Here is a 23,164-nt window from a genome sequence, read left to right on the forward strand (position 1 = left end):
AATGTCGGATAAGGCGCTGACGCTTGCGGACGACCTCACCCTCAACCGCATGGGCTACGGCGCCATGCAACTGGCCGGCCCCGGCGTCTTCGGTCCGCCCCAAGACCGCGACCAGGCCATCGCCGTGCTTCGCGAAGCCCTCGAACTGGGGATCAACCACATCGACACCAGCGACTTCTACGGCCCCGCCGTCGTCAACGAGCTCATCAGGGAGGCCCTGCACCCATACCCGGCGGACCTGCGCATCGTCACCAAGGTCGGCGCGCGCCGCGGCCCCCAGGGGGAGTGGATGCCCGCTCAGGACCCCGCGGACCTCAAGGTCGCGGTGCACGAGAACCTCCGGCACCTCGGCCTGGACGTCCTCGACGTCGTCAACCTGCGGGTGGTCACGCACGAGGGCACCACCGACGAGTCGCTCGCGGAGCAGTTCGGGGCCCTGGCGGAGCTGCGCGAGGAGGGGCTGATCCGCCACCTCGGCCTCAGCGCGGTCTCCACGGCCCAGCTCACCGAGGCCCAGTCCATCGCGCCCGTCGTCACCGTGCAGAACCTCTACAACGTGGCGAACCGGCAGGACGAGGCCCTCGTCGAGCGGTGCGCCGCCGAGAACATCGCCTACACACCGTTCTTCCCCCTGGGCGGTTTCACCCCGCTCCAGTCGGAGACGCTCCGGAACGTGGCCGCCCGCCTGGGCGTCTCACCCCAGCAGGTCGCCCTGGCCTGGCTGCTGCAGCGCTCGGCCACCATCGTCCTCATCCCGGGGACCTCGTCCCCGGCCCATCTCCGCGAGAACGTCGCCGCGGCCGACCTGGTCCTGCCCCCGGACGCGGTCGCGGAGCTGGACGCCATCGGCGCGGGGCTAAAGGACGAGCTTCAGTGAGGGCCGCTGGTCGGGCAGGCCGATCAACTCGCGTACGCGGGTGATGGGCCAGGCCAGCTCCCGGGCGAGGGTGGCGGCGGTCAGGTCGCTCTCGCGGGTGGCCAGGTCGAAGGCGTGGGCGAGCAGGACCGGCTGCTCGCCGGGGTAGCCGGAGACGGGCTCGTTGGTGAAGCCCGGCTGGTCGCGCAGGGCGGCCAGGCGCTGGTAGGCGCGGCCGGCGGCGGAGTCGGAGATCAGCCCGGTCTCGCGGCACCGGTAGAGCAGCGAGTCGACCGACACCCCCCATGTCCGCCGCAGCTCGGCGAGCTTGCGCAGGTCGGCCCGTTGCGGCAGCTGGGGCAGGATGCTGCCGCGCGGCGTGAGGAACTCGGCCGCGAACGCGTCGGCCTCGCGCTCCTGGTGGCTGTCACCGGCCGCCGTGTCGCCGTGCAGGACGAGGTGGCCCAGCTCGTGGGCGGCGGTGAAGCGGTGGCGGTAGATGTCGTCGAACCGGTTGGGGGTCAGCACGACGATCGGCCGCGGCAGGCTGGAGGTGGAGAACGCGTCGACGGTGACCGCGTCGGGGTCGTGGCGGGGGAAGGCGACGACGATGCCGTGGGACTCCATGTGGCGTACGAGGTGGCTGACCGGGCCGGTGCCCAGCCCCCAGTGGGCCCGCAGCGCGCGGGCCGCTCCCGCCGGGTCGCGCGGCAGCGCCGAGTGCATCTCGCCGCCCGCGAACCCGGGCAGGTCGACGGCCGGCAGCTGGATCCGCTTCTCCAGCGCGTACGTCAGCTCCCACACCTGCTCGACGAAGGCCACGGCCTTGGCCCGCTGGTAGGCGCGGGTGGAGCGCAGGCTGCGGAAGTGGGCCATGGAGCCGTCGAGCTTGCCGTGCGGCCGTCCGGGCAGGAAGAAGGCCATCGGCACGGCCAGCGCCTCGGCCAGCAATGGGACCAGGTCGGGGCGCGGGCGGGTCACGCCCGCCTCGTACTGCCCGACCGCGGCGGGGGAGACGCCGAGGAGCTCGGCCACCTCCTTCTTGGTGAGCGCGGCCAGATGGCGGGCCTGGGTGAGGCGGGTGGCGTCGAACGCGTCGGCGACGGCTTGGGGGGTCGGCGCGCCGGTCTTGAACTCACTCACCGCCGGCGGCTTCTGCCCTGGTGATCGGTACGGCTTCGCTGACGGGGGCCGTGAGCCGCCCGGCCCCGGTGCGGGGGTTGAGCGCCGGGGTGGGCAGGGCGCCCTGGTCGAACGCGGCCGGCTGCGCCCCGGCCTGCCCGGCCGTCGTCGCGTCCTGGGCCAGGGGGATCGGCTCGCACACGTGCCAGCGCAGGCTGCCAGTGCGGTCGAGCAGCTCGGCCTCGCCCCACCAGGCGTCGAGCAGCCCCGCGTGCGCGTTGCAGGCGTACGCGATCAGCACCAGGCTCGTGTCGTCGGGCAGGTCGGACAGCGCCTCGGCCACCGGCACCGCCTGCGGCGCGAGGTCGTGCAGCGAGAGCTGCCGCATCCGCGGCTCGGGCCCGAACCGGTTGAACAGCGCCTGCACCAGCGCCGACGGGCGGCCCTCGCCGATGCGCGCGCTCATCACGCCGATCGAGCGGTCCTTGGCATAGCGGAACGGGAACAGCAGCTTGCCGTCGAGCACCACCAGCTGGTGGGGGGACCCGGCGGGCTTGATGATCCGCACGTCGCCCATGTCCTCGAACGCCTTGGCCAGCGCCTCGAACTTGCGCGACATGAGCGTGAACCCGAACGGGTGCGTGTGCTCGGTCTGCGCGGCCGTCTGGGCGTCGCGGGCGTTGTCGAGCGCGACCGACAGCGCCTCGGCGATCGCCTGTCTGATCGCCGGCACCCGCTGCCCGAACGTGTCACGGGCCCACCGCGACTCCAGCATGCGCCGACCTCCGAACGCTTCGCCCGGCGGCGACCGGGGACCGGAGCCGCTTCAGTTTCCAACATCATAGACCCGCCACGACTTCACGAAGCCACTCCGCCGACACGCGCGTGTCGCGGGTCTCGCCTAAGGGAGCCGCGCGCGGTAGACGGCCCTGGCGCGCTCGTACAGCTCCAGGTGGTCGTCCAGCTGGGCGGGTGTCTCGAACGTGCCGTACCGCCGCAGCAGGACCTCCAGCCGGTCCAGCCACGCCAGGCACCAGCGCACGTCCGCCTCCCTGGCCACGTGGCCGCCCGCGACGTCCACGTACACCGGGCTGGTGTGCGCGTACGCCCCCGACCGGTGCACGGTGCGCGGGTGGGGCCCGCCCGAGGCCACCGCGACCACGTACGTCGGCTCGCCCGCCGTCATCGACGCGACCAGCCGCCCCGGCGGCCCCTGCGCCAGGACGCCGTCGGCGGTGCGGATCTCCAGCGACTCGACCTCGGGCCCGATCGAGGAGACCACGATCTCGACCCGCTGCCCCGGCGCGAGCTCCAGCGTGTCGCCCGGCCCGTGCCCGTTCACGGTCAGCTCCAGCCACGGTCCGGTGGTGGCGAACGTGCGGCCGAGCAGGATCGCCTCGGCGTAGGACTCGGCGGTGAGCGGGCCCGCGACGTTCGCGTACACCCGCTCCCACCCCGGCGGGCTGGACGCGGTGCCGCGGCGGCAGAAGGACAGCACGGCGTCGGTGCCCGCGGTGACCGTGAGCCTGTTGCCCGCGCCGATCAGGCGGCGGTAGACGGTGGCGGTGGCCGCGAGCGAGGAGTGGTTGAGCACGTCGAGCGTGTCGATCAGGCCGAGCGCGGCGTCCGCGACGATCTCCCTGGCCGCGCAGTTGCGGCCGGTGTTGAGGATCACGTCCGGCGGGTCGTCGTCGGAGAACGCCGTGTGGAACGGGTGCCCGTACCCCGTCACCCCGCCGAGCCGGCGCAGCTCCTCCAGCGCGACCGCGTTGGGCGGCCAGTCGACCGTGCCCTCGAACCCCGCGTGGTAGCGGCTCGGCGGCTCCCGCAGGCCGAAGGCGGTCAGGTGGCCGACGACGTCGTTGCGGTACTCGACGCCGAGCCTGGCCAGGTGCCTGTCGTCGGACCAGGGCAGATCCTTGCCCACCCAGTGCTCCAGCGCCTCGACGTCATAGACGCGCCCGCTCGCGACGTTGCCCGCCACGAGGTTGAGCACGTGCAGGTCCTCGCCGTGCTGCGCCGCCGCGGCCAGCTCGGGCGCGGCGGGCTCCTCGCCCATCCAGTTGAGGTGCACGTGCAGGTCGCCGCCGTACCAGCCGCGGGCCGCCGCGTCGTACAGGCGCTCGGGGGCCAGCTCGACCAGCGTCTCCGCGCCCGCCTCGGGGGTGATCACGACCTCGGACGCGGTGTACTCCATGCCCCTGGCCACCGCCACCGTGACCGGCTCGGCGGGCACCGCGAGCACGAGGTCGTCGCCGTGGAAGAACGGCCTGCGGTGGACGTCCACCTTGGGCGGGGCGCCCTCGGGGTACCAGCCCTGCCCGTCGGCTCCCGTCACGCTCCACCGGCACGGGAACCCCGCCCGCACCCTGATCGTGGCCGCCTCCGCCCGCCTGCGCAGCGGCGACAGGTCCACGGACTCCCCGTTCACGCTGACGTCCCGCTCCAGGCCGGCCACCCGGGCGCCATGGGGAGGCACCTCGTACGGCGTGCCGTCCACGACGACCGTGACCGGTTCGTCCACGCTGGAGTCGAGGAGCAGCGACGTACGGAAGGGCCGGTCGTCCAGCACCACCCGGGTGACGGCCTCCAGCGCGAACCCCTCGGGGGTCAGGCGCAGCGCGGCCAGGTTGTCCGGCACGTCGCCCGCCAGCGCGTCCCGCACCGCCCGCTCCGGGTCCACCTCGTCGAGATGATCCTCGGCCTCCTCCGGGGAATATCGCCCGGCGAGCTGGCGCAGCCCTGCGCCCCAGTAGTTGTGGCGGCGGTCGAGGAAGACGGTGGCCCAGGCCTGGACGACGTACGGGATGGGCGGCTCACCCCAGCACGGGCCGTGCGCGTCCCGCAGCTCACGGTAGTCGGCCAGCGCGCGGGCCACGGGGGCGGGCAGCAGCGGATCGTCACACATCGGGCACTCCCTGAATAGGACGCCTCGTCATCGTGACACGAATCGCCGTCTGAGGGCAGGGGGACGCCATGACGCACATCATCGATCGCGAAGCCGTGCGGGACCTGGTCGCCAACCGGCGGGCCCAGCTCGTGGAGGTGCTGCCGGAGAAGGAATACGCGTGGGCGCACCTGCCCGGGGCCGTGCACCTGCCGCTCGCCGCGATGCGCACGTCCGCCGGTGAGCTGGATCCGGGGCGGCCGGTCGTCGTCTACTGCCACGACTGGCTCTGCGACCTGAGCCCGCGGGCCGCCCACCGGCTCGACCACCTCGGGTTCGAGCACGTGTACGACTACCGGCAGGGCAAGATGGACTGGCTCTCCGCGGACCTGCCCTACGAGGGCACGGCCACGCTGGTGTCGCGGTACCTGCGCCGCGACCCCGTGAGGGCCGCCCTCGGCGACCCCCTGGACGAGATCACCGAGCGCATCATCGCCGACCCGGCCGGGCTGGCGGTCGTCGTGGACGACGACGACGTGGTCCAGGGCGTCATCGGCTCGCGCGAGCTCAAGGGCGCCGATCTGAACGGCGTCGCCGAGCGGGCCATGCGGGTCGGCGTGACCGCCGTACGGCCGAGCGAGGAGCTCGAACCGCTGGTCCGGCGCATGGACCGGGCCAAGGTGGACCACGTCGTCGTCACCCGGGTGGACGGGACGCTGGTGGGCCTGTTCGGGCTGGGCGACGTGCGCCCGCCCGAGACCGGACCCGATTTCGGCTGAGCCCTGTCAGGCCCGCCGACCCAGCCGGAACATCGGCTGCCCCGGCGCGCCCGGCTGCGCGTCGAGCGCCTTGTCGTCGAGGATCTCGACCACGTCCTCGGCGACGAAGACGCGGACGTTCTCCTTCTCGACGACCTGGTCACTCGCCTCCGGTGTACTCGTCAGCGAGAGCTCCAGCGTTCCCGCCTCGTCGGGCTTCGGGGAGATGCGCAGGCCCGCGTCGGCGGGCACGTCCTCTCCGACCATCAGATCGCGGATCGCCTCGACGGCGTTGTCAGTCAAGGTCAGCACGGCTAGCTCCTTCGCAGTCGCCAACCCTCCGCCTCCCCAGCGACCTCCACCCCAAACCCGGCATGTCACGACACGCCCCGGGTAGCGGGCGGGCATGGGCAAGACCGAGAAAGCCGTCGTGGACGTGCTGCTCGACCGATACGGCCGGACGTTCGCCCGCGAGGCCGGCATCAAACTCGCCGACCAGCCGAAGCCCCTCTACCAGCTGCTCGTCCTGGCCACGCTGCTCAGCGCGCGCATCTCGGCCGAGGTCGCCGTCGCGGGCGCCAGAGAGCTGTTCGAAGCCGGGTACGGCACGCCGAAGGCCATGCGGGAGGCGAGCTGGCAGGACCGGGTGGACGCGCTGGACCGCGGCCACTACGTCCGCTACGACGAACGCACCTCGACGATGCTGGGCAAGGGCGCCGAACTGCTCCTCGATCGCTGGAAGGGCGATCTGCGCCGCCTGCGCGAGGAGGCCGGCGGCGACGACCGCAGGATCGCGGCGCTGCTGACGGAGTTCCCGGGCATCGGCCCGACGGGGGCCGACATCTTCCTGCGCGAGGTCCAGGCCGTGTGGCCCCAGGTCGCGCCGCACCTGGACCAGCGGGTGCTGGAGGGTGCGGGCAAGCTCGGGCTGCCCCGCCAGGCGCGCCCGCTGGCCGCGCTGGCCCACTCCGGCGACGAGCTGGCCCGGCTTTCGGCGGCGCTCGTCCGCGCCTCCCGCAGCAGGAAGACGGTGGACGAGGTGATCTCAGCCGCCCGCTGACCGTGGCTGCCATGGATGAAGGCGATCACTCTGTTAGGTTCGGCTCATGGGTGAGTTTGTGAGCGTCGAGGTGGCCGACCAGATCGCCACGATCCGTCTTGACCGTCCGAAGATGAACGCCCTCAACATGCAGGTCCAGCGGGAGATCGTCGAGGCGGCCCGCGAGGTGGACGCCGACCCGCAGGTGCAGGCCGTGATCGTCTACGGCGGTGAGAAGGTCTTCGCCGCGGGCGTGGACATCAAGGAAATGGCCGACATGTCCTACGCCGACATGGCCGCCCACTCCCGTACGCTCCAGGCCTGCTTCACCGAGGTCGCGCGGATCGGCAAGCCGGTCATCGCCGCCGTCACCGGCTACGCGCTGGGCGGCGGCTGCGAGCTCGCCCTCTGCGCCGACTTCAGGGTCGCGGGGGAGTCGGCCAAGCTGGGCCAGCCGGAGATCCTGCTCGGCCTCATCCCCGGCGCGGGCGGCACCCAGCGCCTGCCCCGCCTGATCGGCCCGGCGCGGGCGAAGGACCTGATCTTCACGGGCCGCCACGTGCCCGCCGCCGAGGCCCTCGACCTGGGCCTGGTGGACCGGGTGGTGCCTGACGAGCAGGTCTACACGGCCGCCCTGGAGTGGGCGGCCACGTTCGTCGGCGGTCCTTCGGTCGCGCTCCGCGCCGCCAAGCAAGCGGTCGATCAAGGTCTGGAGGCCGACCTCGACACGGGGCTCGAGATCGAGCGTCTGCAGTTCTCCGGACTGTTCGCCACGGACGACGCCAAGATCGGCATGCGGGCCTTCTCGGAGAAGGCCAAGCCCAAGTTCACTGGTCGCTGAAAAGGGAAAGTCGACCCATTCGAACGGCTCGTCCTATCGGGCGCGGGTTTGCCAGTATGGTGGCGTTTCATGATGCGCGTCCTGGTCCCTGCGCGGCTCCGGAAGGCCGTGCGTACGTGGTTCGACTCCCGCTACATCTCCATTTCCGACCACCGTCAGGACATCAGGGACGCGCTCTGGGAGGTCCAGACGGTCCGGCGGGAGATGGCCACCCTCCAGAGCGAGGTGGAGCGGCTCAGGAACGCCCGCCCGACCGGTGGCTCCGGGATCAGCAGAGCCGACAAGGCGAAGCTCGACGACACCCACCGGCTCGCCCAGGAGACGGCGAAGGCGCTGGACGGCGTGCTCCAGAACGAGGTCCTGGTCTGGCAGGCCATCGACGACCTCCGCTCCGGAAGCGCTTCCGGGCAACCGGGGGAGCAGCCGTGCGCGTGACCTGGACCGGCACGAGCCTGACCTTCCGCCTCGACGCGGAGGACGAGATCACGGGCAAGGCCTCCGACGAGCACCCCATCAAGCTGGCCATCAACTCCTGCTCCATCGGCGGCGTCCCCGGCGACGCCCACCCGGACCTCTTCGCCGTCGCCGCCTGGACGGTCGTGGCGCCGTGGACGAGGAAACGCATCTCCTTCGACCGCGCCATCTCGGCCGACCTCGCCGACGCCCTGCACTCCGGGTGGGGCGTCGAGGCCGGTCCGGTGGGGGCCGAGCCGCGCCGCCCCGGGGCCCGGCTCGCGATCTCGTACAGCGGCGGCGCGGACTCCGTGGCGGCGGCCACCGTCTACCCGCAGGCGCCGTTCGTGCATTTCCGCCGGGTGCCGCACCCGCGCGTCCCCAACCGCTGGTCCCACTACCGGTCGGACGTCCTGGCCAAGCTCGCCGCCAAGACCGGGCGCGAGCTGAACACGGTCACCTCCGACCTGGAGTTCACCCTGGCCGAGCCGCGTCCCGGCTACCCGGAGCACCACGCGGTCGCGGCCGGCGCGCTGCTGCTCGCCGACCAGCTGGACCTCGGCGGGCTGGGTTTCGGCTACGAGCTCGGCTCGCGCTGGCTCGGCGGGGGCCGTTACCTGTGGCGCTACACGCCCGACAACCCCATGTGGTCGCCGCACGGCAGGTGGGGCCGGCTGTTCGCCGCCGCCGGCATGCACATCGTGCTCCCCGTCGGCGGGGTGAGCGAGGCGACCACGATGCGCCTGGCGCTGGGGTCCGACCTCAAGGACTACGTGCGCTGGTGCCTGCGCGGCACCGACGGCCCGTGCCGTACCTGCGGGAAGTGCCTCTACAAGGAGCTCATCCAGGCGGCCGTCGAGCGCCGCCCCCTCGACACCCCCATCACCGCCGACCGCCCCGTCGCGCAGAAGTACCTCAAGAAGCCGCCGTACGGGGGACAGGAGATGATCGAGTACGGGTTCGCCCGCGTCCCCGGCATCGAGAACACGCTCTTCGCCAAGGCGCTCGACTACTTCGACGTCTCGGAGGAGTCGACGGCCTGGCTGGACCGCTGCTACCCGCGGGCCCTGGCCGAGATCCCGGACCGGTGGCGCGAGGAGGCCACGGCGTTCGTCGAGAAGCACGTGGGGCTCATGACGGAGGACGAGGTCCGGCGGGTGGAGACATGGGGCGCTTGATGAGGAGTGGGAACGCGTGAAGGTTTATCTGTCCGTCGACATGGAGGGCGTCACGGGGCTGACCGACCCCGAGGAGATGCACGCCGGCAAACGTGGGTACGAGCGCGGCTGCGAGCTGATGACGGCCGACGCGAACGCCGCCATCGAGGGGGCCTTCGACGCCGGGGCGGCCGGTGTCCTGGTCAACGACGCCCACGGCTCCACCAAGAACCTCCGGATCGACCTGCTCGACCCGCGCGCCAGCCTCATCCGCGGCCCGGGCAAGGCGCAGCGGATGGCCCAGGGGCTCGACGGCTCGTTCCAGGCGGCGTGCTTCGTCGGCTACCACGCCCGCGCGGGCGTGCCGCACGGCGTGCTCAACCACACCTGGATGGGCAAGGAGATCCAGAACGTCTACCTGAACGGCGAGCTGTGCGGCGAGACCAGGCTCGTGGCGGCGTGCGCCGGGTTCCACGGGGTGCCGGTCGTGCTGGTGGCCGGGGACGAGGCCGTCGGGGAAGAGGCGCGCGAGCTGCTCGGCGACGTCGAGACGGTCGCGGTGAAGAAGGGGATCGACAAGTTCTCCGCCGAGTTGCTGCCGCCGAGCGTCGCCCAGGCAAGGATCCGTGAGGCGACGGCTCGTGCGCTCAACCGGTTGAGCGACTTCACGCCTTATGCGGTGGCTGCGCCGTACACGCTCGGGGTGGAGTGGAACTCCACCGCCATCGCTGCGGCCGTGGCGCTGATCCCGGGCGTGAAGTCGGTGGGGCCGCGGCACATCGAGTTCACGACGGACGACTTCGCCCAGGTCATGGCCCTGTTCGGCATCTTCGCCACCATCGGCGGCCAGATCGCCTGCGGCAGCGGCCCGTACGGCTGACCCCGGGCGTATGGTGCGGAGCGGTTCTGTGGAGCGCGGAGGGGAGACGGCGGCGTGGAGGGTGCGGCGCTGACCCGGCGGGGGTTGCTCGTCGGGATCGGGGCGGTGGGCGGCGCGGGCGCCATGTACGCCGCCATGGGCGCCCTCGGACTGGCGCCGTCCGAGCAGGACAAGCAGTTCGCCGCCCCCAGGCCGGGCGACTTCAGCCTGAGCGGCAAGGGGGCGGCGAAGGTCGTGATCCTCGGCGCCGGGGTGGCGGGGCTGACGGCCGCGTACGAGCTGGGCAAGGCCGGGTACGACTGCACGCTCCTCGAGGCCAGGGAGAAGCCGGGCGGGCGGAACCTCACGTTGCGCGGCGGCGACCGGCTGGCCGAGCTGAACGGGCCCGCCCAGGACGTGAAGTTCGGCGAGGGCGTCTACTTCAACGCCGGCCCCGGCCGGATCGCCCCCTGGATGGTGACCCTCGACTACTGCCGTGAGCTGGGCGTCCCCATCGAGACCTTCGTCAACAACAATGCCGCCGCCTACGTGCACACCAACAGCCGGACGGTGCGGGCGCGCACGGCCCGAGCCGACATGTATGGCTATATCGCTGAATTACTGGCTAAAGCGACAAATGTCGGTGCGCTGGACAAAACCGTCAGCAAGGCCGACCAGGAGACGCTGCTCGACTTCCTCCGGAGATTCGGCGACCTGGGCCCGAAGCACGAATACGAAGGGTCCATGCGCCGCGGTTTCACGAAATATCCGGCAATAGACATCGGCACTCCTCTCGACGCCCCGGGCACCCTCCACCAGGTCCTCGCCGCCGGCACCGGCCGGGCCATCACCAACGACTTCGGCTACGAACAGGCCACCCCCATGTTCCAGCCCGTCGGCGGCATGGACGCCATCGTCACCAAGCTGACGGAGGCGGTCGGCCGCGACCGGATCAGGACCGGCGCCAAGGTCACCAAGATCACCAGCCTGGCGGACGGCGTCGAGGTCGCCTGGGAGGGCGGCGGCATCAAGGCCGACTACTGCATCGCCGCCCTGCCGCCCCACATCCTCGCCAAGATCCCGCACAACCTCGGCGCCCAGGTCACCACCGCGCTCAGCACCCCGGTCCCGGTCGCCGCCGGCAAGATCGGTTTGGAGTACGGCCGGCGCTGGTGGGAGCTGGAGGACCGCATCTACGGCGGCGTGACCGAGACCGACCTGGACATCACCCACATCTGGTACCCGTCCCACGGCTACCACTCCGAGCGCGGCCTCCTCGTCGGCTACTACAACACCGAGCGGAACGCCGAGCTGTACGCAGCCCTCACCCCCGAGGACAGAAGGCGCAGAGCGCTCACCCAGGGCAAGAAGATCCACGGCGACAAATACCGCCAGAACCTCCTGTCCAGCGTCTCCATCGCCTGGGACCGCCAGCCGCACATCCAGGGAGGCTGGGTGCGCTGGCCCGACTTTGATTCGTCCTTCACTTTTCTGCAACGCCCCGCCGGAAGGGTTTACTTCGCGGGCGACTGGCTCACCCATCTGATCGCATGGCAGGCGGGGGCCATGGAGTCCGCCCGCAGCGCCGTCACCCAGCTGCACCAGCGAGTGCTGCAGTCCGCCTGACGCCGCACGCCACCCCCGCGGCCACCGTAGGCTCCTGGGAGAAGCGATCTGCGGAGATAAAATCGAGGAGATGGGGATGGCGTTGCACTGGGTGCCCGCCAACGACCGGACCGACCTGCTGGCCGACCCGGTCGCGCTCGCCGTGCCGGAGCTGGAGGGCGTCGAAGTGGCCGAGATCGATCCTGAGCTGGCCGACACGGCGGCGTTCTGCGAGCGGTATGGCGTGACGCTCGACGAGTCGGCCAACTGCGTGGTCGTCGCGGCCAAGCGCGGCGGCGAGACGCGCTACGTGGCCTGCATGGTGCTCGCGACGATGCGCGTGGACGTCAACGGAGTCGTCCGCCGCCACCTCGACGCCCGGAAGGCGAGCTTCGCGCCGATGGCCGACGCGGTCGAGCTGACCGGGATGGAGTACGGCGGCATCACCCCGCTGGGCCTGCCCGCAGACTGGCCCATCCTGGTGGACACGCACGTCGCGGAGCATCCCAGAGTGGTGATCGGGAGCGGCGTGCGCAGGTCGAAACTGGCCGTGTCCGGTGCCGCGCTGGCCGGGCTGAAAAGCGCCGAGGTTCTGCCGCTGGCCGGTTGAGGGGAAACTGAAGCCGATTCGAGACCGTTGGATGGGAAACCGATGGCCCCTTTCTGGACGTTGTACGAGTGGGAATGTGGCCTCATGGTTCATCTCGTGGGCGGGGATTAAGCCGGTATGGTGCTTCATGCCATGAACGATGACCGACTAGGCCCTTACCGGCTGCTCAGGCGGCTCGGTGAAGGCGGGATGGGCGTTGTCCACCTCGCTGTCGACCCCCAGGGGCGGCAGGTGGCGGTCAAGGTCCTGCGCGGAGAGGTCGCCGGCGACGAGGTCGCCAGGCGGCGGCTTTCGCGCGAGGTCGAGACGATGCGGCGCGTGCGGAGCAAGTACATCGCCGAGGTGCTCGACGCCGATGTCACCGGTCATCGCCCGTACATCGTCACCCAGTACGTCCCGGGCCGTCCCCTCGACGAGATCGTGAAGGACGACGGGCCCCTCGACCTGCCCTCGCTGGTCAAGATCGCGCACGGGGTGGCCGCCGCGCTGGCCTCCGTGCACTCGGTGGGCGTGATCCACCGCGACCTCAAGCCCGGAAACGTGCTGATCCTCGACGGCGAGCCCGTCCTGATCGACTTCGGCATCGCCCAGGCGGTCGACGCGACGCGGCTGACGCAGACCGGCATGTTCATCGGCACGCCCGGCTACCTCGCGCCCGAGATCATCGAGGGCCAGGAGGCGGGGCCGGAGGTCGACGTGCACGCGTGGGCGGGCACGCTGCTGTTCGCCTCCACCGGCCTGCCGCCCTTCGGCAAGGGCACGCTGGAGATGATCTTCTACAACATCACCGCGGGCAAGGCCGACGTGAGCGCCGCTCCGGCGACGTTGCAGCCGCTGCTGAAGGCCGCGTTCCAGCGCAATCCGAACAAGCGCCCCAAGGCGGCCGACCTGGCCGAGCAGACCGCCCGGATGCTCCAGAAGGCGCCGAGCAACTCGCCCGACGAGATCTCGACCGTTCCCCGGCCGACCGAGGCCCCGCCGGCGCAGGACAAGCCGTCGTACGACATCTCCACGCCGCCGGTGACGCCCAAGCGCCTGCTGGAGTCCCAGGAGCAGCCCACCGCGCCGCCGCAGGACCAGCAGTACGTCTCGCTCCTGCCCAACCAGCCGGACCCGTGGCCGACCCGCCGGGTGACGCCGGAGGAGCTGCGGCGCATCCAGCGCGAGAGCGGCCTGACCCCGCCGCCCTGGCAGCCGCAGCAGCCCGTCAACAACCACGGCCTCGTGGCCCCGCCGGGTGAGGGCGACGTGCCCACCCGACGGGTTCGCCCCGACTCGGCCGACTACGGGCGGATCCACACGCCGGTCCCGAACGCCCAGGCGCCCCATGCCCAGGTGCCGAGCGCGGGTCCCGACGTGCCCGACTACGCCCGGCCCGGGCCGAGCCCGCTCCAGCCGCCCCCGTACATCCCGCCGCAGTACCCGCAGCCCGACCCGAGCACCAAGCGGGAGCCGTACATCCCGTCGGTCGCGCCGGGCAAGATGCTGCAGCGGTCGAGGGCCTACGGTGTGGCCGGCGCGATGCTGCTCGTCGTGATGATCGTGGCGGCCGTGATCGCGCCCGTGCTGGTCGCGGTCGTGGCGATCCCGGCCGCGATCCTGCTGCGCGCGGCCGACCTGGCCCAGCCCCAGCTGACCTCCCGCAGGGCCGCGGGGGCCGCGGCGCTCGACGTGGTCAGGGTGTTCGCCTTCCCTCAGGCGCTGGCCAAGTCGGTGGGCATCACGCTGGCACTCATGCTGTACGCGCTCATCCTGGGCCTTCCGGTGACGCTCCTGCTCACCGTGGTGGCCAGGATGGACCCGTCCAACGCCCTGGCCTGGGGCGCCGCGGTCGCGTTGTGGACCGTCTGCGCGGGCCCGGGAGTGGAGGGTCCTGGCAAACAAATGCGCAGAACGCTCTCATCGCTCGTACCCTCGAGGACAGCGGCGATGGTGATGGCGGGGGCTCTCGCGGCGGCCGCCGCGCTCTCGCTGATCCTCGCCGCCGGCACGTTCGGGGACAAGCCAAGGGGGGCCGTATGGACTCCGCTGAACGTCAATCCAGTGGTCAGACAGCTAGACGGGCTAAGGGGGAATCCCGGGGGATGACGCGGGGAAGGTGGCGATGAGCACCCAAGCACCAGAACGCCTGGGCCCGTACCGGCTGGTCAGGAAGATCGGCGAAGGTGGCATGGGGGTCGTCCACCTCGGTCTCGACGGCGAGGGCCGCGAAGTCGCCATCAAGGTCCTCCACCCGCACGTGGCCGCCGACCTCAAGGCGCGCGACCGGCTGACCCGCGAGGTCGAGACCATGCGCCGGGTGCGCAGCCCGCACGTCGCCGAGGTGATCGACGCCGAGCTCGTGGGCGGCCAGCCGTACGTCGTGACCCGCTTCGCCCCCGGCCGCACGCTGGAGGACACCGTCCTGGCCGACGGCCCGCTGGAGGCGCGCGAGGTCATCAGGCTCACCCAGGGCCTCTGCCAGGCGCTGGTGGCCATCCACACGGCCGACGTGATCCACCGCGACTTCAAGCCGTCCAACGTCATGCTGGTCAACGGCGAGCCGCTGGTCATCGACTTCGGCATCGCCCACCTGGTCAACGCGACCAGGCTGACCCAGACGGGCATGTTCGTCGGCACGCCGGGCTATCTGGCGCCCGAGATCATCCGTGACTCCGAGATCACCCAGGCGGCCGACGTGCACGCGCTGGCCTCGACGGTGTTCTTCGCCGCGACGGGGGCGCCGCCGTTCGGCACGGGAACGTTCGAGGCGGTCTGCTTCAACATCATGGAAGGGCGGGCGCAGATCGACAAGGCGCCCGCGTGGCTGCGCGGCTGGCTCGGCAGGGCGCTGCAGGTCGACCCCGCGTCCCGGCCCAGCGCGCACGAGCTGCTGCGGATGGCCAGGGCGCTCGACCCGGCCGTGACCACCTTCAACGAGACGTCCTTCGACGGGCCGACCGGCACCAAGCGCATGGGCGGCGGCACGCGGACCATGGACACGTTCTCCGACCTGCTGCCGCCGGTCGAGTACGGCAAGACCGCGCCGCCCCCGCAGCGGGAGGAGCGGCCGCCCACGCGCCGGGAGGAACGGCCGCCACCGCGCCGGGAGGAGCGGCCGTACCGGGAGGAGCGGCCGCCGCCGTACGTGCCCGCGCCGGCCGCGGCCAGGCCGATGGCCCGCACCGACCAGCGGGTCGCGGGCTACCCGGCGCCGCCGCCCACCTCGCCGTCGCAGGTCAGGCCCTACACGCCGCCGCCCCAGTACACCCCGCCGTCCGAGCGGAAGAGATACCTGTTCGGCAGCCAGGTCGTGGGCCTGCTCCTGCTGGTCACGCTGGTGGCGCTGACCGTCATGATGCCGGTCATGGTCGGCGCGATCGCCGTCGCGCTCGCGCTGGTGCTGCGGCTCGGCGAATACCTCTTCGGTGACCTGGTCAAGCGGCGCCAGATGCGCGGCAGCAGCTCGGCCGACCCGCTGCTGGCGGTCGTCGGCACGCCCTGGGCACTGGTCAAGTCCGCGCTCGTGACGGCCGTGCACGTGCCGCTGGCGCTGCTGTTCGGCCTGTGCGTCTGGGGCCTGCTCCGCTGGGTGGGCGGGATGAGCGTCAACGAGGCGGCCTCGTTCGCGGCGGGCGCCTTCGCGGCCGGACTGTTCGTGCTGCCGGGCGGCGGCGCGCCGCGCCAGGCCGTCACCCGCACGCTCACCGGCGTGCTGCGCAGCCCCGGCGCGGCGCTGGTCGCGGTCGTGCTGGTGGGCACGGCGGCGCTGTTCGCGGTGATGTTCGCGCTGGGACAGGACGCGTCGTGGTACCCGTGGCGGGCACCGAAGACGGTCATCGACGAGCTGGCGAACAACGCCCAGCAGAGCACGATCGGCCTGATCACCGGGCTGATCGACAGCCTGCTCAGCGACCTCGGGCTGGGGTTCCTGACTCCCTGGTCCTGAGTGTCCCCATCGGCTCTCGGGGGGAGAGATGAGGTATGAGCGAGCACCTCGGCCCATATGAGCTTCTTTCCAAGCTCGGGGCGGGCGGGTTCGGCGAGGTACATCTCGCCCTCGACGCCGAGGGACGTACGGTCGCGGTCAAGGTGCTCCATCCCCACGTCATCGCCGACGGCGGGGCGCTGGCCCGGCTGGCGCGCGAGGTGGAGACCATGCGGCGGGTCGGCGGGTCGCACGTGGCGGAGGTGCTCGACGCCTCGCTGGAGGGTGCCCGGCCCTACCTCGTGACCCGCTACGTCCAGGGCCGCCCGCTCAGTGCCACGCCCGTGCCCGTGGCCGACCTGCGCAGGCTGGCCTCCGGGCTGGCCGACGCGCTGCTCGCCATGCACGAGTCCGGCGTGGTGCACCGCGATCTCAAACCGGCCAACGTGATGATGGCCGAGGGTGAGCCCGTCGTCATCGACTTCGGCATCGCCAGCGCGCTCGACTCGCTGTCGGTCACGGCCTCCGGCGCCGTGGTCGGCACGCCCGGCTACCTGGCCCCCGAGGTGCTGGAGGGCAAGAGCGCGGGCATGGAGGCCGACGTGTTCTCCTTCGGGGCGACGCTGGCGTACGCGGCGACGGGGCGGCAGCCGTACGGGCAGGGGCCCGCCTCCGCGGTGGCCTACCGGGTCGTGCACCATTCGCCCGACCTGGAGGGCGTCCCCGAGTGGCTGGCGCCGCTGTTACGCGAGTGCCTGTCCACCGACCCTGCCGCGCGGCCGACGGCCGCGCAGCTCTGCGCCAGGCTGGGGGTCGAGCCGGTCTCCCACGTACGGCACGTGCCGCCCCAGGCGGCGAGCGCCGCCGACGACCTGGCCACGAGGGAGTGGCGGCTGGGCAGGGGACGTCCGCGCAGGTCGGTGGAGGAGTCCAGGGCCAGGCACCGGGAGAAGGTGCGCAGGCGCTGGCTGATCGGTTCGGGACTGTTCGTGTCGCTGCTGGCCGCCGCCGCCCGAGAGCCGCTGCCCGAGGTGGCGCTGTTCCTGCTGGCGGCGTACGCGCTGGCCGTGGTGGCCGACGCCGGGGTGGCGCTGTTCTCGAAAAGCCTGTTCCGGCGCAGCCGCATGATCACGGATCTGGTCAGCGTGGCGGGGGCCGTGGGACTGTGTTTCGGGCTGGCGACGGTGTTCAGCCCGTTCACGCTGGCGCTGTTTGCGGGTACGGCACTGGTGGTGGGGGTCGTGTTCCTGCTGTCGGCCTAGACCGAACAAAGTTCTGTATAGTGGGTGGCTGCGGGTTTGCAGTTAAGCTACTCACGGGTAACATAACTGGCGAAAGCTTGGGCAGACCCTCTGTCAGTGGCCCGGTGGGCACCTGGCAGTCTGGACAGCATTGCATTCGGCGCCCGCCGCAACGAGGCGGTGGCGCACGCGAACACGGGAGGTCGGCCACCGGCCATGAACATCGTCGTCTGCGTGAAGCAGGTCCCCGACACTGCGACCGAGCGCAAGCTGCGGTCCGATGACAAGACGCTCGACCGCGACGCCGTCGACGGCGTGGTCAACGAGCTTGACGAGTACGCGGTCGAGGAGGCGCTGCGGCTCAAGGAGGCCCACGGTGGTGAGGTGACCGTGCTCACCATGGGCCCCGGCAAGGCCACCGAGACCATCCGCAAGGCGCTGGCCATGGGCGCCGACAAGGCCGTCCACCTCAGCGACGACGCGCTGCACGGCTCCGACGCGCTGTCCACCTCGTACGCGATGGCGCAGGTGCTCAAGAAGATCGGGTTCGACCTGGTCATCCTGGGCTCCGAGTCCACCGACGCGCGCACCGGCGTGCTGGCCGCGATGCTGGCCGAGCGCCTCGGCACCCCGCAGCTCACGCTGGCCAACAAGGTCGACGTCGAAGGCTCCTCGATCGCCGTCCAGCGCATCACCGACTACGGCTTCGACAAGGTCGAGGCCACGCTGCCGGCCGTCGTCTCCGTGGTCGAGAAGATCAACGAGCCGCGCTACCCGTCGTTCAAGGGCATCATGGCCGCCAAGAAGAAGCCGGTCGAGACGCTGGCCATCGGCGACGCCTCCATCGACGCCGCCCAGGTGGGCCTGGCCGCCGCGTGGTCCTCGGTCGTCGACTTCGCCGCCGCCCCGCCGCGCGCGGCCGGCACGATCGTCAAGGACGAGGGCGACGGTGGCGCGAAGGCCGCCGACTACCTCGCGTCCAAGAAGTTCATCTGAGAACGGGAGTTTTGCTGATATGTCGGAGATTCTCGTTCTCGTCGAGCAGGTCGAAGGCGAGGTCAAGAAGGTCACGCTGGAGCTGCTGACCCTGGCCCGCTCGCTCGGCACCCCCTCCGCCGTCTGGGCGGGCCCCGGCCTCACCGCCGAGGCCAAGGCCAGGCTCGCCGAGTACGGCGCTGACAAGATCTACGTCGCCGCGTCGAGCGACATCGTCGACTACGTGGTCGCGCCCAAGGCCGAGCTGCTCGCCCAGCTCGTCGCCGCCACGTCCCCGGCCGCCGTGCTCGTGGCCGCCACGTCCGAGGGCAAGGAGGTCGCCGGCCGCCTGGCCGTCAAGACCGACTCCGGCGTCATCACCGACGCCGTGGGCCTGGGCGAGGGCTTCGTCGCCGACCAGTCCATCTTCGGCGGCGGCATCAACGTGCAGTCCAAGGTGAGCAAGGGCACGCCGATCGTCGCCGTACGCCCCAACTCGACCGCCCCCGAGGCCGCCCCCGCCGCCGGCGCCGAGGAGGAGGTGTCGGTCACCCTGTCCGACGCCGCCAAGGCGGCCCGCATCGTCGAGCGGGTCAAGCAGGAGAAGGGTGCCCGGCCGGAGCTGACCGAGGCCGCGATCGTGGTCTCGGGCGGGCGCGGCGTCGGCTCCGCCGACAACTTCTCGATCATCGAGGGCCTGGCCGACTCGCTCGGCGCTGCCGTCGGCGCCTCCCGCGCCGCCACGGACGCCGGCTGGTACCCGCACCAGTTCCAGGTGGGGCAGACGGGCAAGACGGTATCGCCGCAGCTGTACATCGCGGCGGGCATCTCGGGCGCCATCCAGCACCGGGCCGGCATGCAGACGGCCAAGACGATCGTCGCGATCAACAAGGACCCGGAGGCCCCGATCTTCGAGCTGGCCGACTACGGCGTGGTGGGCGACCTCCACCAGGTCGTGCCGCAGCTCACCGAGGAGATCAACAAGCGCAAGTAGCCGCAGGGGGAAGGCACGGTCTTCGCGCTATAGCGCTCAGGCTGTGACTTTGGGGGGCGCAGCCCCCCAAGCCCTTGGCTTCAAGGCGCGGTCCTCGCGGTGGGGGCGCTTCGCGCATGGGGCTCTGTGACATTGGGGCGCCCCCCAAAGCCGCTTCGCCGATCCGTCAGCCCATCCATGACGCTTGGATCGCTGCCACAGCCATTGCACACCAGGTTTCTTCGTCACGGCGGCTGGACGGTGCTCGGCGCGACCGCGGTGCCCTTCGGGCTGCTGGCCTTCCTCTGGGTGGTTGCCTGGGCGGGCCGGCGAGGCGGTAGCACGCGACGTCGCCGAGCCCTGATCGGGGAGGTCACGCATCCTCCGGCAGCGGTTCGCCGGTCTCCAGCAGCGACTTCAGGCTCGCCACCACGTTCGGCCAGCCGTGGCTGACCATCTCGGCCAGGCTCGATCCGGGCTCGAAGCCGTCGTGCATGACGGTGAGCTTCACGACCTGCGCGGCGGCCTCCTCAATGGTGAAGGTGACCTTCGAGCGGGCCTCGCCGGACAGCCGGGCGAGCAACTCCTCGTCCCAGCCGAAGCGCTTGGCGAGCTCCGGGGTGATGGCGTGCCAGGTGTACGAGAGCCGGCTGTAGGGTTCGGCCTCCAGCACGACCTGCTCCGGGTCGCTGATCAGCACGCCGTGGTTGTCCCAGGTCATCGGCGAGCCGACGGACCAGTCCGTGGTGAACTCCGTGGCCCAGTATCGGCGGGTGAAGGCGGGCTCGGTCAGCGCCTGCCAGAGCTTCTGCGGGGTGGTGCGGATGTAGGTGGTGTAGACGAAGGTTGGGGCGTCCATCGGGGTCTCCTCCAGGGCGAGTTTCAGGTCCGCCAGGGCTTGGACCCTGGCCTGGTCGTAGCGGCTGATCCACCGGTGGGCGATCTCGTGCACGGGCGCGGCGTTGAGGTAATGCAGCTTCTCCCGGCCCCGCCGCACGGTGGCGACGAGCCCGGCCTCCTCCAACACCGCGAGGTGCTTGCTGACGGACTGTCTGGCCATGTCGAGTCCGGCGCACAGCTCGCGCAGCGTCTGCCCGTTGCGGGCGTTGAGCGAGTCGAGCAGCGCGCGCCGGCTCGGATCGGCCAGCGCCTTGAACACCTCGTCCATGTCCGCCCTCGTACCTGGGTTGCCGCTTGTCGATATGCAGCCTTTCGGCTGCCTTTAATTTAGGCAGCCAGATGGCTGCCTGTCAAGACGCGCGACTAGCGGGAGCTGATCATCCTCGGGACGGCGGTCATGTGGGACGGAATGCTCTAGATCATCGAATGTCGCCACCTTTGGGAGGTCGACAGTCCAGGCCGAGACCGGGAGACGTCTCGCACGGAGAAGTCAGTTCCGCCATTTCCGTAACTTTAAGTGCTGGACATGTGACAATAAGTGTCATGCCGTCCCCCCGACATGACGCCCTCGTTCAGATGTTCACTGACCGTCCCCAGCTGGCGGTGGAGGTCTTGCGTGATCTTCTGGGAGTCGAGTTGCCCGCCACCCAGCTGGTCCGGCTGGAGAAGTCCACCTTCAACACTCGCCCCTCCGACGACCTGGAGTCCGACCTGGTCGTTGTCATGGGGCCGCCGCAGACCGCCGCGCACGCCATCATCCTGGAGGTCCAGCAGGACAAGTCCAAGGATCCTCTGCAATTGGCGCGCTACGCTGCCGCGCTGTGGCTCATGCTGCGCTGTGATGTCACGGTCTTGCTCGTCTGCCCCGATCGTGGAGTTGCCGTCCATTACGCGAAACCCGTCGATTCAGGGTTGAGCGGCTACCGCCTGCAGGCACAGGTGTTGGGGCCGGATGACATTCCGGTCATCACCGATCCTCAGGAGGCTGTCGCCCGCCCGGGTCTGTCGATCATGGCGGTCATGGCCCACGGTCGTGACCGCAAGGTGGTGGAGGCTTTCGCCATGGCGCTGACAGAGCTGCGTGATGAACACGCTGCGAAGTACTATGAATACGCTTACAGCATGTCCGCGCCCGACGTGCGGCGCCTCCTGGAGGAGATCATCATGACGTCCACCACCTGGCCCGTCTACAGTCCCTTCGCCCGCGAGCACTATGGCCGCGGCCAGGAAGAAGGCAAAGCGGAGGGCGTGGCAGAAGGCAAGGCGGAGGAGGCGGTCAGGATGCTTCTGCTGGTGCTGGGCGCCCGTGGCTTCGACATTCCGGATGACATGCGCACCCGGATCTCCACCTGCGCTGATCTGGCCCAGTTGGAATCATGGGCCACTCATGCGGTGACCGCCCAATCCCTCGAGGACCTGTTCGACGAGACCGGCGGACAGCGCCGCTAGTCCGACAAGGGCGGTGGTTCGCGGTCTCCTTCCGCTCCGCAATTGCGCTCGTCGAGGAGGGCTTCAGCGCTCGGAAGCCCTCCGTGTGATCACGACGGTCGCAACGTTCGTGATCGGCCAGGTATCGGCCGAGGCGGGCCGGATCCCGTCCCTGGGCCCCGATCCCGCACGTCATCCCGTGCTGGTTCAGGCGATCGCCGCAAGTCTCGGCACGTCTGACGACTATCAAGATCGCTTCGATTCCGTGCTCGAGGCCCTGCCGGCCGGGCTCGGGCCGCGGCGCGATCAATGAACAAGCGTGTGAACCAGCACGTCGAAGTGCAGGACGTGGGGGTCCGAGTCCAGCAGCGTCGCGCGGGCGGGCGGGGTGACGCGTTCGCGGGTGTGGTCCGCGCCCGCGAACGCCTTGACCGTGTCCAGGGAGTCGAACATCGTGACGGTCGTCAGCTCCATGGCCTGCGCGTCGTGGCGGGCCAGGAGGTACGCGCCGCGGAAGCCGGGCAGGCCGCGCAGGTCGTGCATCACCTCTGACTCGAACACCTGCTGATATCTGCTGGTCGCCGCAGTGCCGGTGGTCCTGGCGCGCCATACTCGGGCGATCATGATCGGCTCGTTCTCCTTCACCGTACGGGGATCGGACGTCACCGAGTCTCGTCCCCGTCGTACGGCCGCCGCTTGAAGATCTTTGCTCGAATGAGGTCGCATCGTCAGCGCGGCGGGACCGCCAGCATGCGGCGCACGGCCACCGGTGTCAGCCCGCACTCCCCACGGATCGTGCGCGTCAGATGGGCGTGATCGGCGAAGCCCAGGTCGGCGGCGAGAGAGGCCAGATCATCGTGCCCCGCCTCGATGGCCTCGAGCGCGCGCATGGTGCGGATGCGATTGCGGTACGCCGTCAGGGTCACCCCGGTCTCCTGGCGGAAGGCTCGGCTCAGGTGATAGGGCGACCAGCCGACGCGCCGGGCCAGATCACGCAGGGAGGCGCTCAGATCGTCGGCGATGAGCGTGCGTACCGACTCCACCAGGGCCCGTCGTCGCGCCAGTGTGGCGGCCCGGCCGCGGGCCCGGTCCGGGTGGGCGCGGTTCCGGGCCTCGAACAGGTCGCCCACCAGGCCGATCACCATCTCGGCGAGCTCCGGGGAATCCGCACCCTTCCCGGCCCGTGACACCAGCAGCCGATGTGCGAGGGCCAGCCTGCCGTTGACCGGCAACGCCACGGCGCACGGCGGCTCGTCACCCGCCAGTTCGCGCATCAGGCCGGGTGAGCAGGTCACAGTCGTGCAGATGTCGTCGATCCCGGGACGGTGGGCGATGCTCAACTCCTGGCCCACGCCGCCGAGGTAGGCCAGCGCAGGATCGGCCAGCAGGACTTGATCGTCCACACGGGCCCGGAAGGCGCCGCTTCGTACCAGCACCACGCGGTACGCCGTCGCCACCTCGGGCGGCGACCACGTCTCGCTCTCGGCCCGGATCCTGACCCGCTCCAGCGAGAACCCGTCTCCGGCCGCGAGGTTCGTCACCGTCCGCATGCC

At 71.0% G+C, this 23,164-nt stretch carries 23 protein-coding genes; 16 read left to right on the top strand and 7 right to left on the bottom strand.

Annotated elements, in window-relative coordinates:
- Position 1 precedes the first annotated feature (1 nt).
- A complete protein-coding gene (locus ABZX61_RS48455) occupies positions 2 to 877 on the top strand; it encodes an oxidoreductase (protein ID WP_355205410.1) in 876 nt (291 codons plus the stop codon).
- On the opposite strand, the gene ABZX61_RS48460 is transcribed toward ABZX61_RS48455, so the two are convergent.
- From ABZX61_RS48460 to ABZX61_RS48470, 3 genes are all read right to left on the bottom strand, one after another.
- Positions 857 to 1,999 (bottom strand): XRE family transcriptional regulator, encoded by a 1,143-nt coding sequence (locus ABZX61_RS48460; RefSeq protein WP_350729519.1) that lies wholly within the window; start codon positions 1,997 to 1,999, stop codon positions 857 to 859. The genes ABZX61_RS48455 and ABZX61_RS48460 overlap by 21 nt on opposite strands.
- The gene (locus tag ABZX61_RS48465) at positions 1,992 to 2,753 is read right to left on the bottom strand and encodes a hypothetical protein (protein WP_355205414.1); all 762 of its coding nucleotides are present in this window, start codon (positions 2,751 to 2,753) and stop codon (positions 1,992 to 1,994) included. Before ABZX61_RS48465 ends, ABZX61_RS48460 begins: the two co-directional genes overlap by 8 nt.
- A gap of 126 nt (positions 2,754 to 2,879) precedes the next feature.
- A complete protein-coding gene (locus tag ABZX61_RS48470; RefSeq protein ID WP_355205417.1) occupies positions 2,880 to 4,886 on the bottom strand; it encodes a CehA/McbA family metallohydrolase in 2,007 nt (668 codons plus the stop codon).
- A 68-nt stretch (positions 4,887 to 4,954) separates the two neighbouring features.
- On the opposite strand from ABZX61_RS48470, the gene ABZX61_RS48475 reads away from it, so the two are divergent.
- Complete coding sequence (locus ABZX61_RS48475; protein ID WP_355205420.1) at positions 4,955 to 5,644, top strand: rhodanese-like domain-containing protein; 690 nt, start codon at positions 4,955 to 4,957, stop codon at positions 5,642 to 5,644.
- Positions 5,645 to 5,650: 6 nt separating this feature from the next.
- On the opposite strand, the gene ABZX61_RS48480 is transcribed toward ABZX61_RS48475, so the two are convergent.
- On the bottom strand, positions 5,651 to 5,935 hold the full coding sequence (locus ABZX61_RS48480) for a Fe-S cluster assembly protein HesB (protein ID WP_350729526.1): 285 nt from the start codon (positions 5,933 to 5,935) through the stop codon (positions 5,651 to 5,653).
- A 94-nt stretch (positions 5,936 to 6,029) separates the two neighbouring features.
- Here ABZX61_RS48480 and ABZX61_RS48485 point away from each other — a divergent pair, with 94 nt between their 5' ends.
- The 12 genes from ABZX61_RS48485 to ABZX61_RS48540 all read left to right on the top strand — a co-directional run bounded on the left by ABZX61_RS48485 (position 6,030) and on the right by ABZX61_RS48540 (position 19,304).
- Complete coding sequence (locus ABZX61_RS48485; RefSeq protein WP_350729527.1) at positions 6,030 to 6,683, top strand: endonuclease; 654 nt, start codon at positions 6,030 to 6,032, stop codon at positions 6,681 to 6,683.
- Positions 6,684 to 6,729: 46 nt separating this feature from the next.
- Positions 6,730 to 7,503: an enoyl-CoA hydratase-related protein gene (locus tag ABZX61_RS48490; RefSeq protein WP_350729529.1), complete on the top strand. Its 774-nt coding sequence runs from the start codon at positions 6,730 to 6,732 to the stop codon at positions 7,501 to 7,503.
- Positions 7,504 to 7,572: 69 nt separating this feature from the next.
- On the top strand, positions 7,573 to 7,938 hold the full coding sequence (locus ABZX61_RS48495) for a hypothetical protein (RefSeq protein WP_350729530.1): 366 nt from the start codon (positions 7,573 to 7,575) through the stop codon (positions 7,936 to 7,938).
- Entirely contained in the window at positions 7,929 to 9,134 is a 1,206-nt protein-coding gene (locus ABZX61_RS48500) for a DUF6395 domain-containing protein (RefSeq protein WP_355205424.1), read from the top strand. Before ABZX61_RS48495 ends, ABZX61_RS48500 begins: the two co-directional genes overlap by 10 nt.
- A gap of 16 nt (positions 9,135 to 9,150) precedes the next feature.
- Complete coding sequence (locus ABZX61_RS48505; RefSeq protein WP_350729534.1) at positions 9,151 to 9,993, top strand: M55 family metallopeptidase; 843 nt, start codon at positions 9,151 to 9,153, stop codon at positions 9,991 to 9,993.
- A 54-nt stretch (positions 9,994 to 10,047) separates the two neighbouring features.
- The gene (locus ABZX61_RS48510; RefSeq protein WP_355205427.1) at positions 10,048 to 11,598 is read left to right on the top strand and encodes an FAD-dependent oxidoreductase; all 1,551 of its coding nucleotides are present in this window, start codon (positions 10,048 to 10,050) and stop codon (positions 11,596 to 11,598) included.
- A 70-nt stretch (positions 11,599 to 11,668) separates the two neighbouring features.
- Entirely contained in the window at positions 11,669 to 12,187 is a 519-nt protein-coding gene (locus tag ABZX61_RS48515) for a YbaK/EbsC family protein (RefSeq protein ID WP_350729537.1), read from the top strand.
- A gap of 132 nt (positions 12,188 to 12,319) precedes the next feature.
- Positions 12,320 to 14,275, top strand: a complete 1,956-nt coding sequence (locus tag ABZX61_RS48520; protein ID WP_355205431.1) for a serine/threonine-protein kinase — start codon at positions 12,320 to 12,322, stop codon at positions 14,273 to 14,275.
- 16 nt (positions 14,276 to 14,291) lie between these two features.
- The gene (locus tag ABZX61_RS48525) at positions 14,292 to 16,115 is read left to right on the top strand and encodes a serine/threonine-protein kinase (RefSeq protein WP_350729541.1); all 1,824 of its coding nucleotides are present in this window, start codon (positions 14,292 to 14,294) and stop codon (positions 16,113 to 16,115) included.
- Between the two features lie 35 nt (positions 16,116 to 16,150).
- Positions 16,151 to 17,356: a serine/threonine-protein kinase gene (locus tag ABZX61_RS48530; RefSeq protein ID WP_355205434.1), complete on the top strand. Its 1,206-nt coding sequence runs from the start codon at positions 16,151 to 16,153 to the stop codon at positions 17,354 to 17,356.
- Between the two features lie 195 nt (positions 17,357 to 17,551).
- A complete protein-coding gene (locus ABZX61_RS48535; RefSeq protein ID WP_350729545.1) occupies positions 17,552 to 18,331 on the top strand; it encodes an electron transfer flavoprotein subunit beta/FixA family protein in 780 nt (259 codons plus the stop codon).
- 19 nt (positions 18,332 to 18,350) lie between these two features.
- Positions 18,351 to 19,304, top strand: a complete 954-nt coding sequence (locus tag ABZX61_RS48540; RefSeq protein ID WP_192787685.1) for an electron transfer flavoprotein subunit alpha/FixB family protein — start codon at positions 18,351 to 18,353, stop codon at positions 19,302 to 19,304.
- Between the two features lie 352 nt (positions 19,305 to 19,656).
- Here the strand turns inward: ABZX61_RS48540 and ABZX61_RS48545 are convergent, their stop codons facing one another.
- Positions 19,657 to 20,451: a metalloregulator ArsR/SmtB family transcription factor gene (locus ABZX61_RS48545; RefSeq protein ID WP_355205437.1), complete on the bottom strand. Its 795-nt coding sequence runs from the start codon at positions 20,449 to 20,451 to the stop codon at positions 19,657 to 19,659.
- Between the two features lie 308 nt (positions 20,452 to 20,759).
- Here ABZX61_RS48545 and ABZX61_RS48550 point away from each other — a divergent pair, with 308 nt between their 5' ends.
- Positions 20,760 to 21,632, top strand: a complete 873-nt coding sequence (locus tag ABZX61_RS48550) for a hypothetical protein (protein WP_355205440.1) — start codon at positions 20,760 to 20,762, stop codon at positions 21,630 to 21,632.
- Positions 21,633 to 21,645: 13 nt separating this feature from the next.
- Positions 21,646 to 21,924 carry a TetR/AcrR family transcriptional regulator C-terminal domain-containing protein gene (locus tag ABZX61_RS48555; protein ID WP_355205443.1) on the top strand — a complete coding sequence of 93 codons (279 nt, stop codon included), beginning with the start codon at positions 21,646 to 21,648 and terminating at the stop codon, positions 21,922 to 21,924.
- On the opposite strand, the gene ABZX61_RS48560 is transcribed toward ABZX61_RS48555, so the two are convergent.
- Positions 21,918 to 22,277 carry a hypothetical protein gene (locus ABZX61_RS48560; protein WP_355205445.1) on the bottom strand — a complete coding sequence of 120 codons (360 nt, stop codon included), beginning with the start codon at positions 22,275 to 22,277 and terminating at the stop codon, positions 21,918 to 21,920. The genes ABZX61_RS48555 and ABZX61_RS48560 overlap by 7 nt on opposite strands.
- A 62-nt stretch (positions 22,278 to 22,339) precedes the next feature.
- Positions 22,340 to 23,161, bottom strand: coding sequence for an AraC family transcriptional regulator (locus ABZX61_RS48565; RefSeq protein WP_355205448.1), 822 nt, complete (start codon positions 23,159 to 23,161; stop codon positions 22,340 to 22,342).
- Positions 23,162 to 23,164: the final 3 nt, after the last annotated feature.

The organism is Nonomuraea sp. NPDC003709 (assembly GCF_040610775.1).
In the GTDB taxonomy this organism is placed as follows: domain Bacteria; phylum Actinomycetota; class Actinomycetes; order Streptosporangiales; family Streptosporangiaceae; genus Nonomuraea; species Nonomuraea angiospora_A.

Excerpts from the sequence above, each read along its gene's own strand:
- ABZX61_RS48455 (WP_355205410.1), top strand. The coding sequence starts at position 2 with ATGTCGGATAAGGCGCTGACGCTTGCGGACGACCTCACCCTCAACCGC.
- ABZX61_RS48465 (WP_355205414.1), bottom strand. The coding sequence starts at position 2,753 with ATGCTGGAGTCGCGGTGGGCCCGTGACACGTTCGGGCAGCGGGTGCCG.
- ABZX61_RS48470 (WP_355205417.1), bottom strand. The coding sequence starts at position 4,886 with ATGTGTGACGATCCGCTGCTGCCCGCCCCCGTGGCCCGCGCGCTGGCC.
- ABZX61_RS48475 (WP_355205420.1), top strand. The coding sequence starts at position 4,955 with ATGACGCACATCATCGATCGCGAAGCCGTGCGGGACCTGGTCGCCAAC.
- ABZX61_RS48485 (WP_350729527.1), top strand. The coding sequence starts at position 6,030 with ATGGGCAAGACCGAGAAAGCCGTCGTGGACGTGCTGCTCGACCGATAC.
- ABZX61_RS48490 (WP_350729529.1), top strand. The coding sequence starts at position 6,730 with ATGGGTGAGTTTGTGAGCGTCGAGGTGGCCGACCAGATCGCCACGATC.
- ABZX61_RS48495 (WP_350729530.1), top strand. The coding sequence starts at position 7,573 with ATGATGCGCGTCCTGGTCCCTGCGCGGCTCCGGAAGGCCGTGCGTACG.
- ABZX61_RS48515 (WP_350729537.1), top strand. The coding sequence starts at position 11,669 with ATGGGGATGGCGTTGCACTGGGTGCCCGCCAACGACCGGACCGACCTG.
- ABZX61_RS48520 (WP_355205431.1), top strand. The coding sequence starts at position 12,320 with ATGAACGATGACCGACTAGGCCCTTACCGGCTGCTCAGGCGGCTCGGT.
- ABZX61_RS48525 (WP_350729541.1), top strand. The coding sequence starts at position 14,292 with ATGAGCACCCAAGCACCAGAACGCCTGGGCCCGTACCGGCTGGTCAGG.
- ABZX61_RS48530 (WP_355205434.1), top strand. The coding sequence starts at position 16,151 with ATGAGCGAGCACCTCGGCCCATATGAGCTTCTTTCCAAGCTCGGGGCG.
- ABZX61_RS48535 (WP_350729545.1), top strand. The coding sequence starts at position 17,552 with ATGAACATCGTCGTCTGCGTGAAGCAGGTCCCCGACACTGCGACCGAG.
- ABZX61_RS48540 (WP_192787685.1), top strand. The coding sequence starts at position 18,351 with ATGTCGGAGATTCTCGTTCTCGTCGAGCAGGTCGAAGGCGAGGTCAAG.
- ABZX61_RS48545 (WP_355205437.1), bottom strand. The coding sequence starts at position 20,451 with ATGGACGAGGTGTTCAAGGCGCTGGCCGATCCGAGCCGGCGCGCGCTG.
- ABZX61_RS48550 (WP_355205440.1), top strand. The coding sequence starts at position 20,760 with ATGTTCACTGACCGTCCCCAGCTGGCGGTGGAGGTCTTGCGTGATCTT.
- ABZX61_RS48565 (WP_355205448.1), bottom strand. The coding sequence starts at position 23,161 with ATGCGGACGGTGACGAACCTCGCGGCCGGAGACGGGTTCTCGCTGGAG.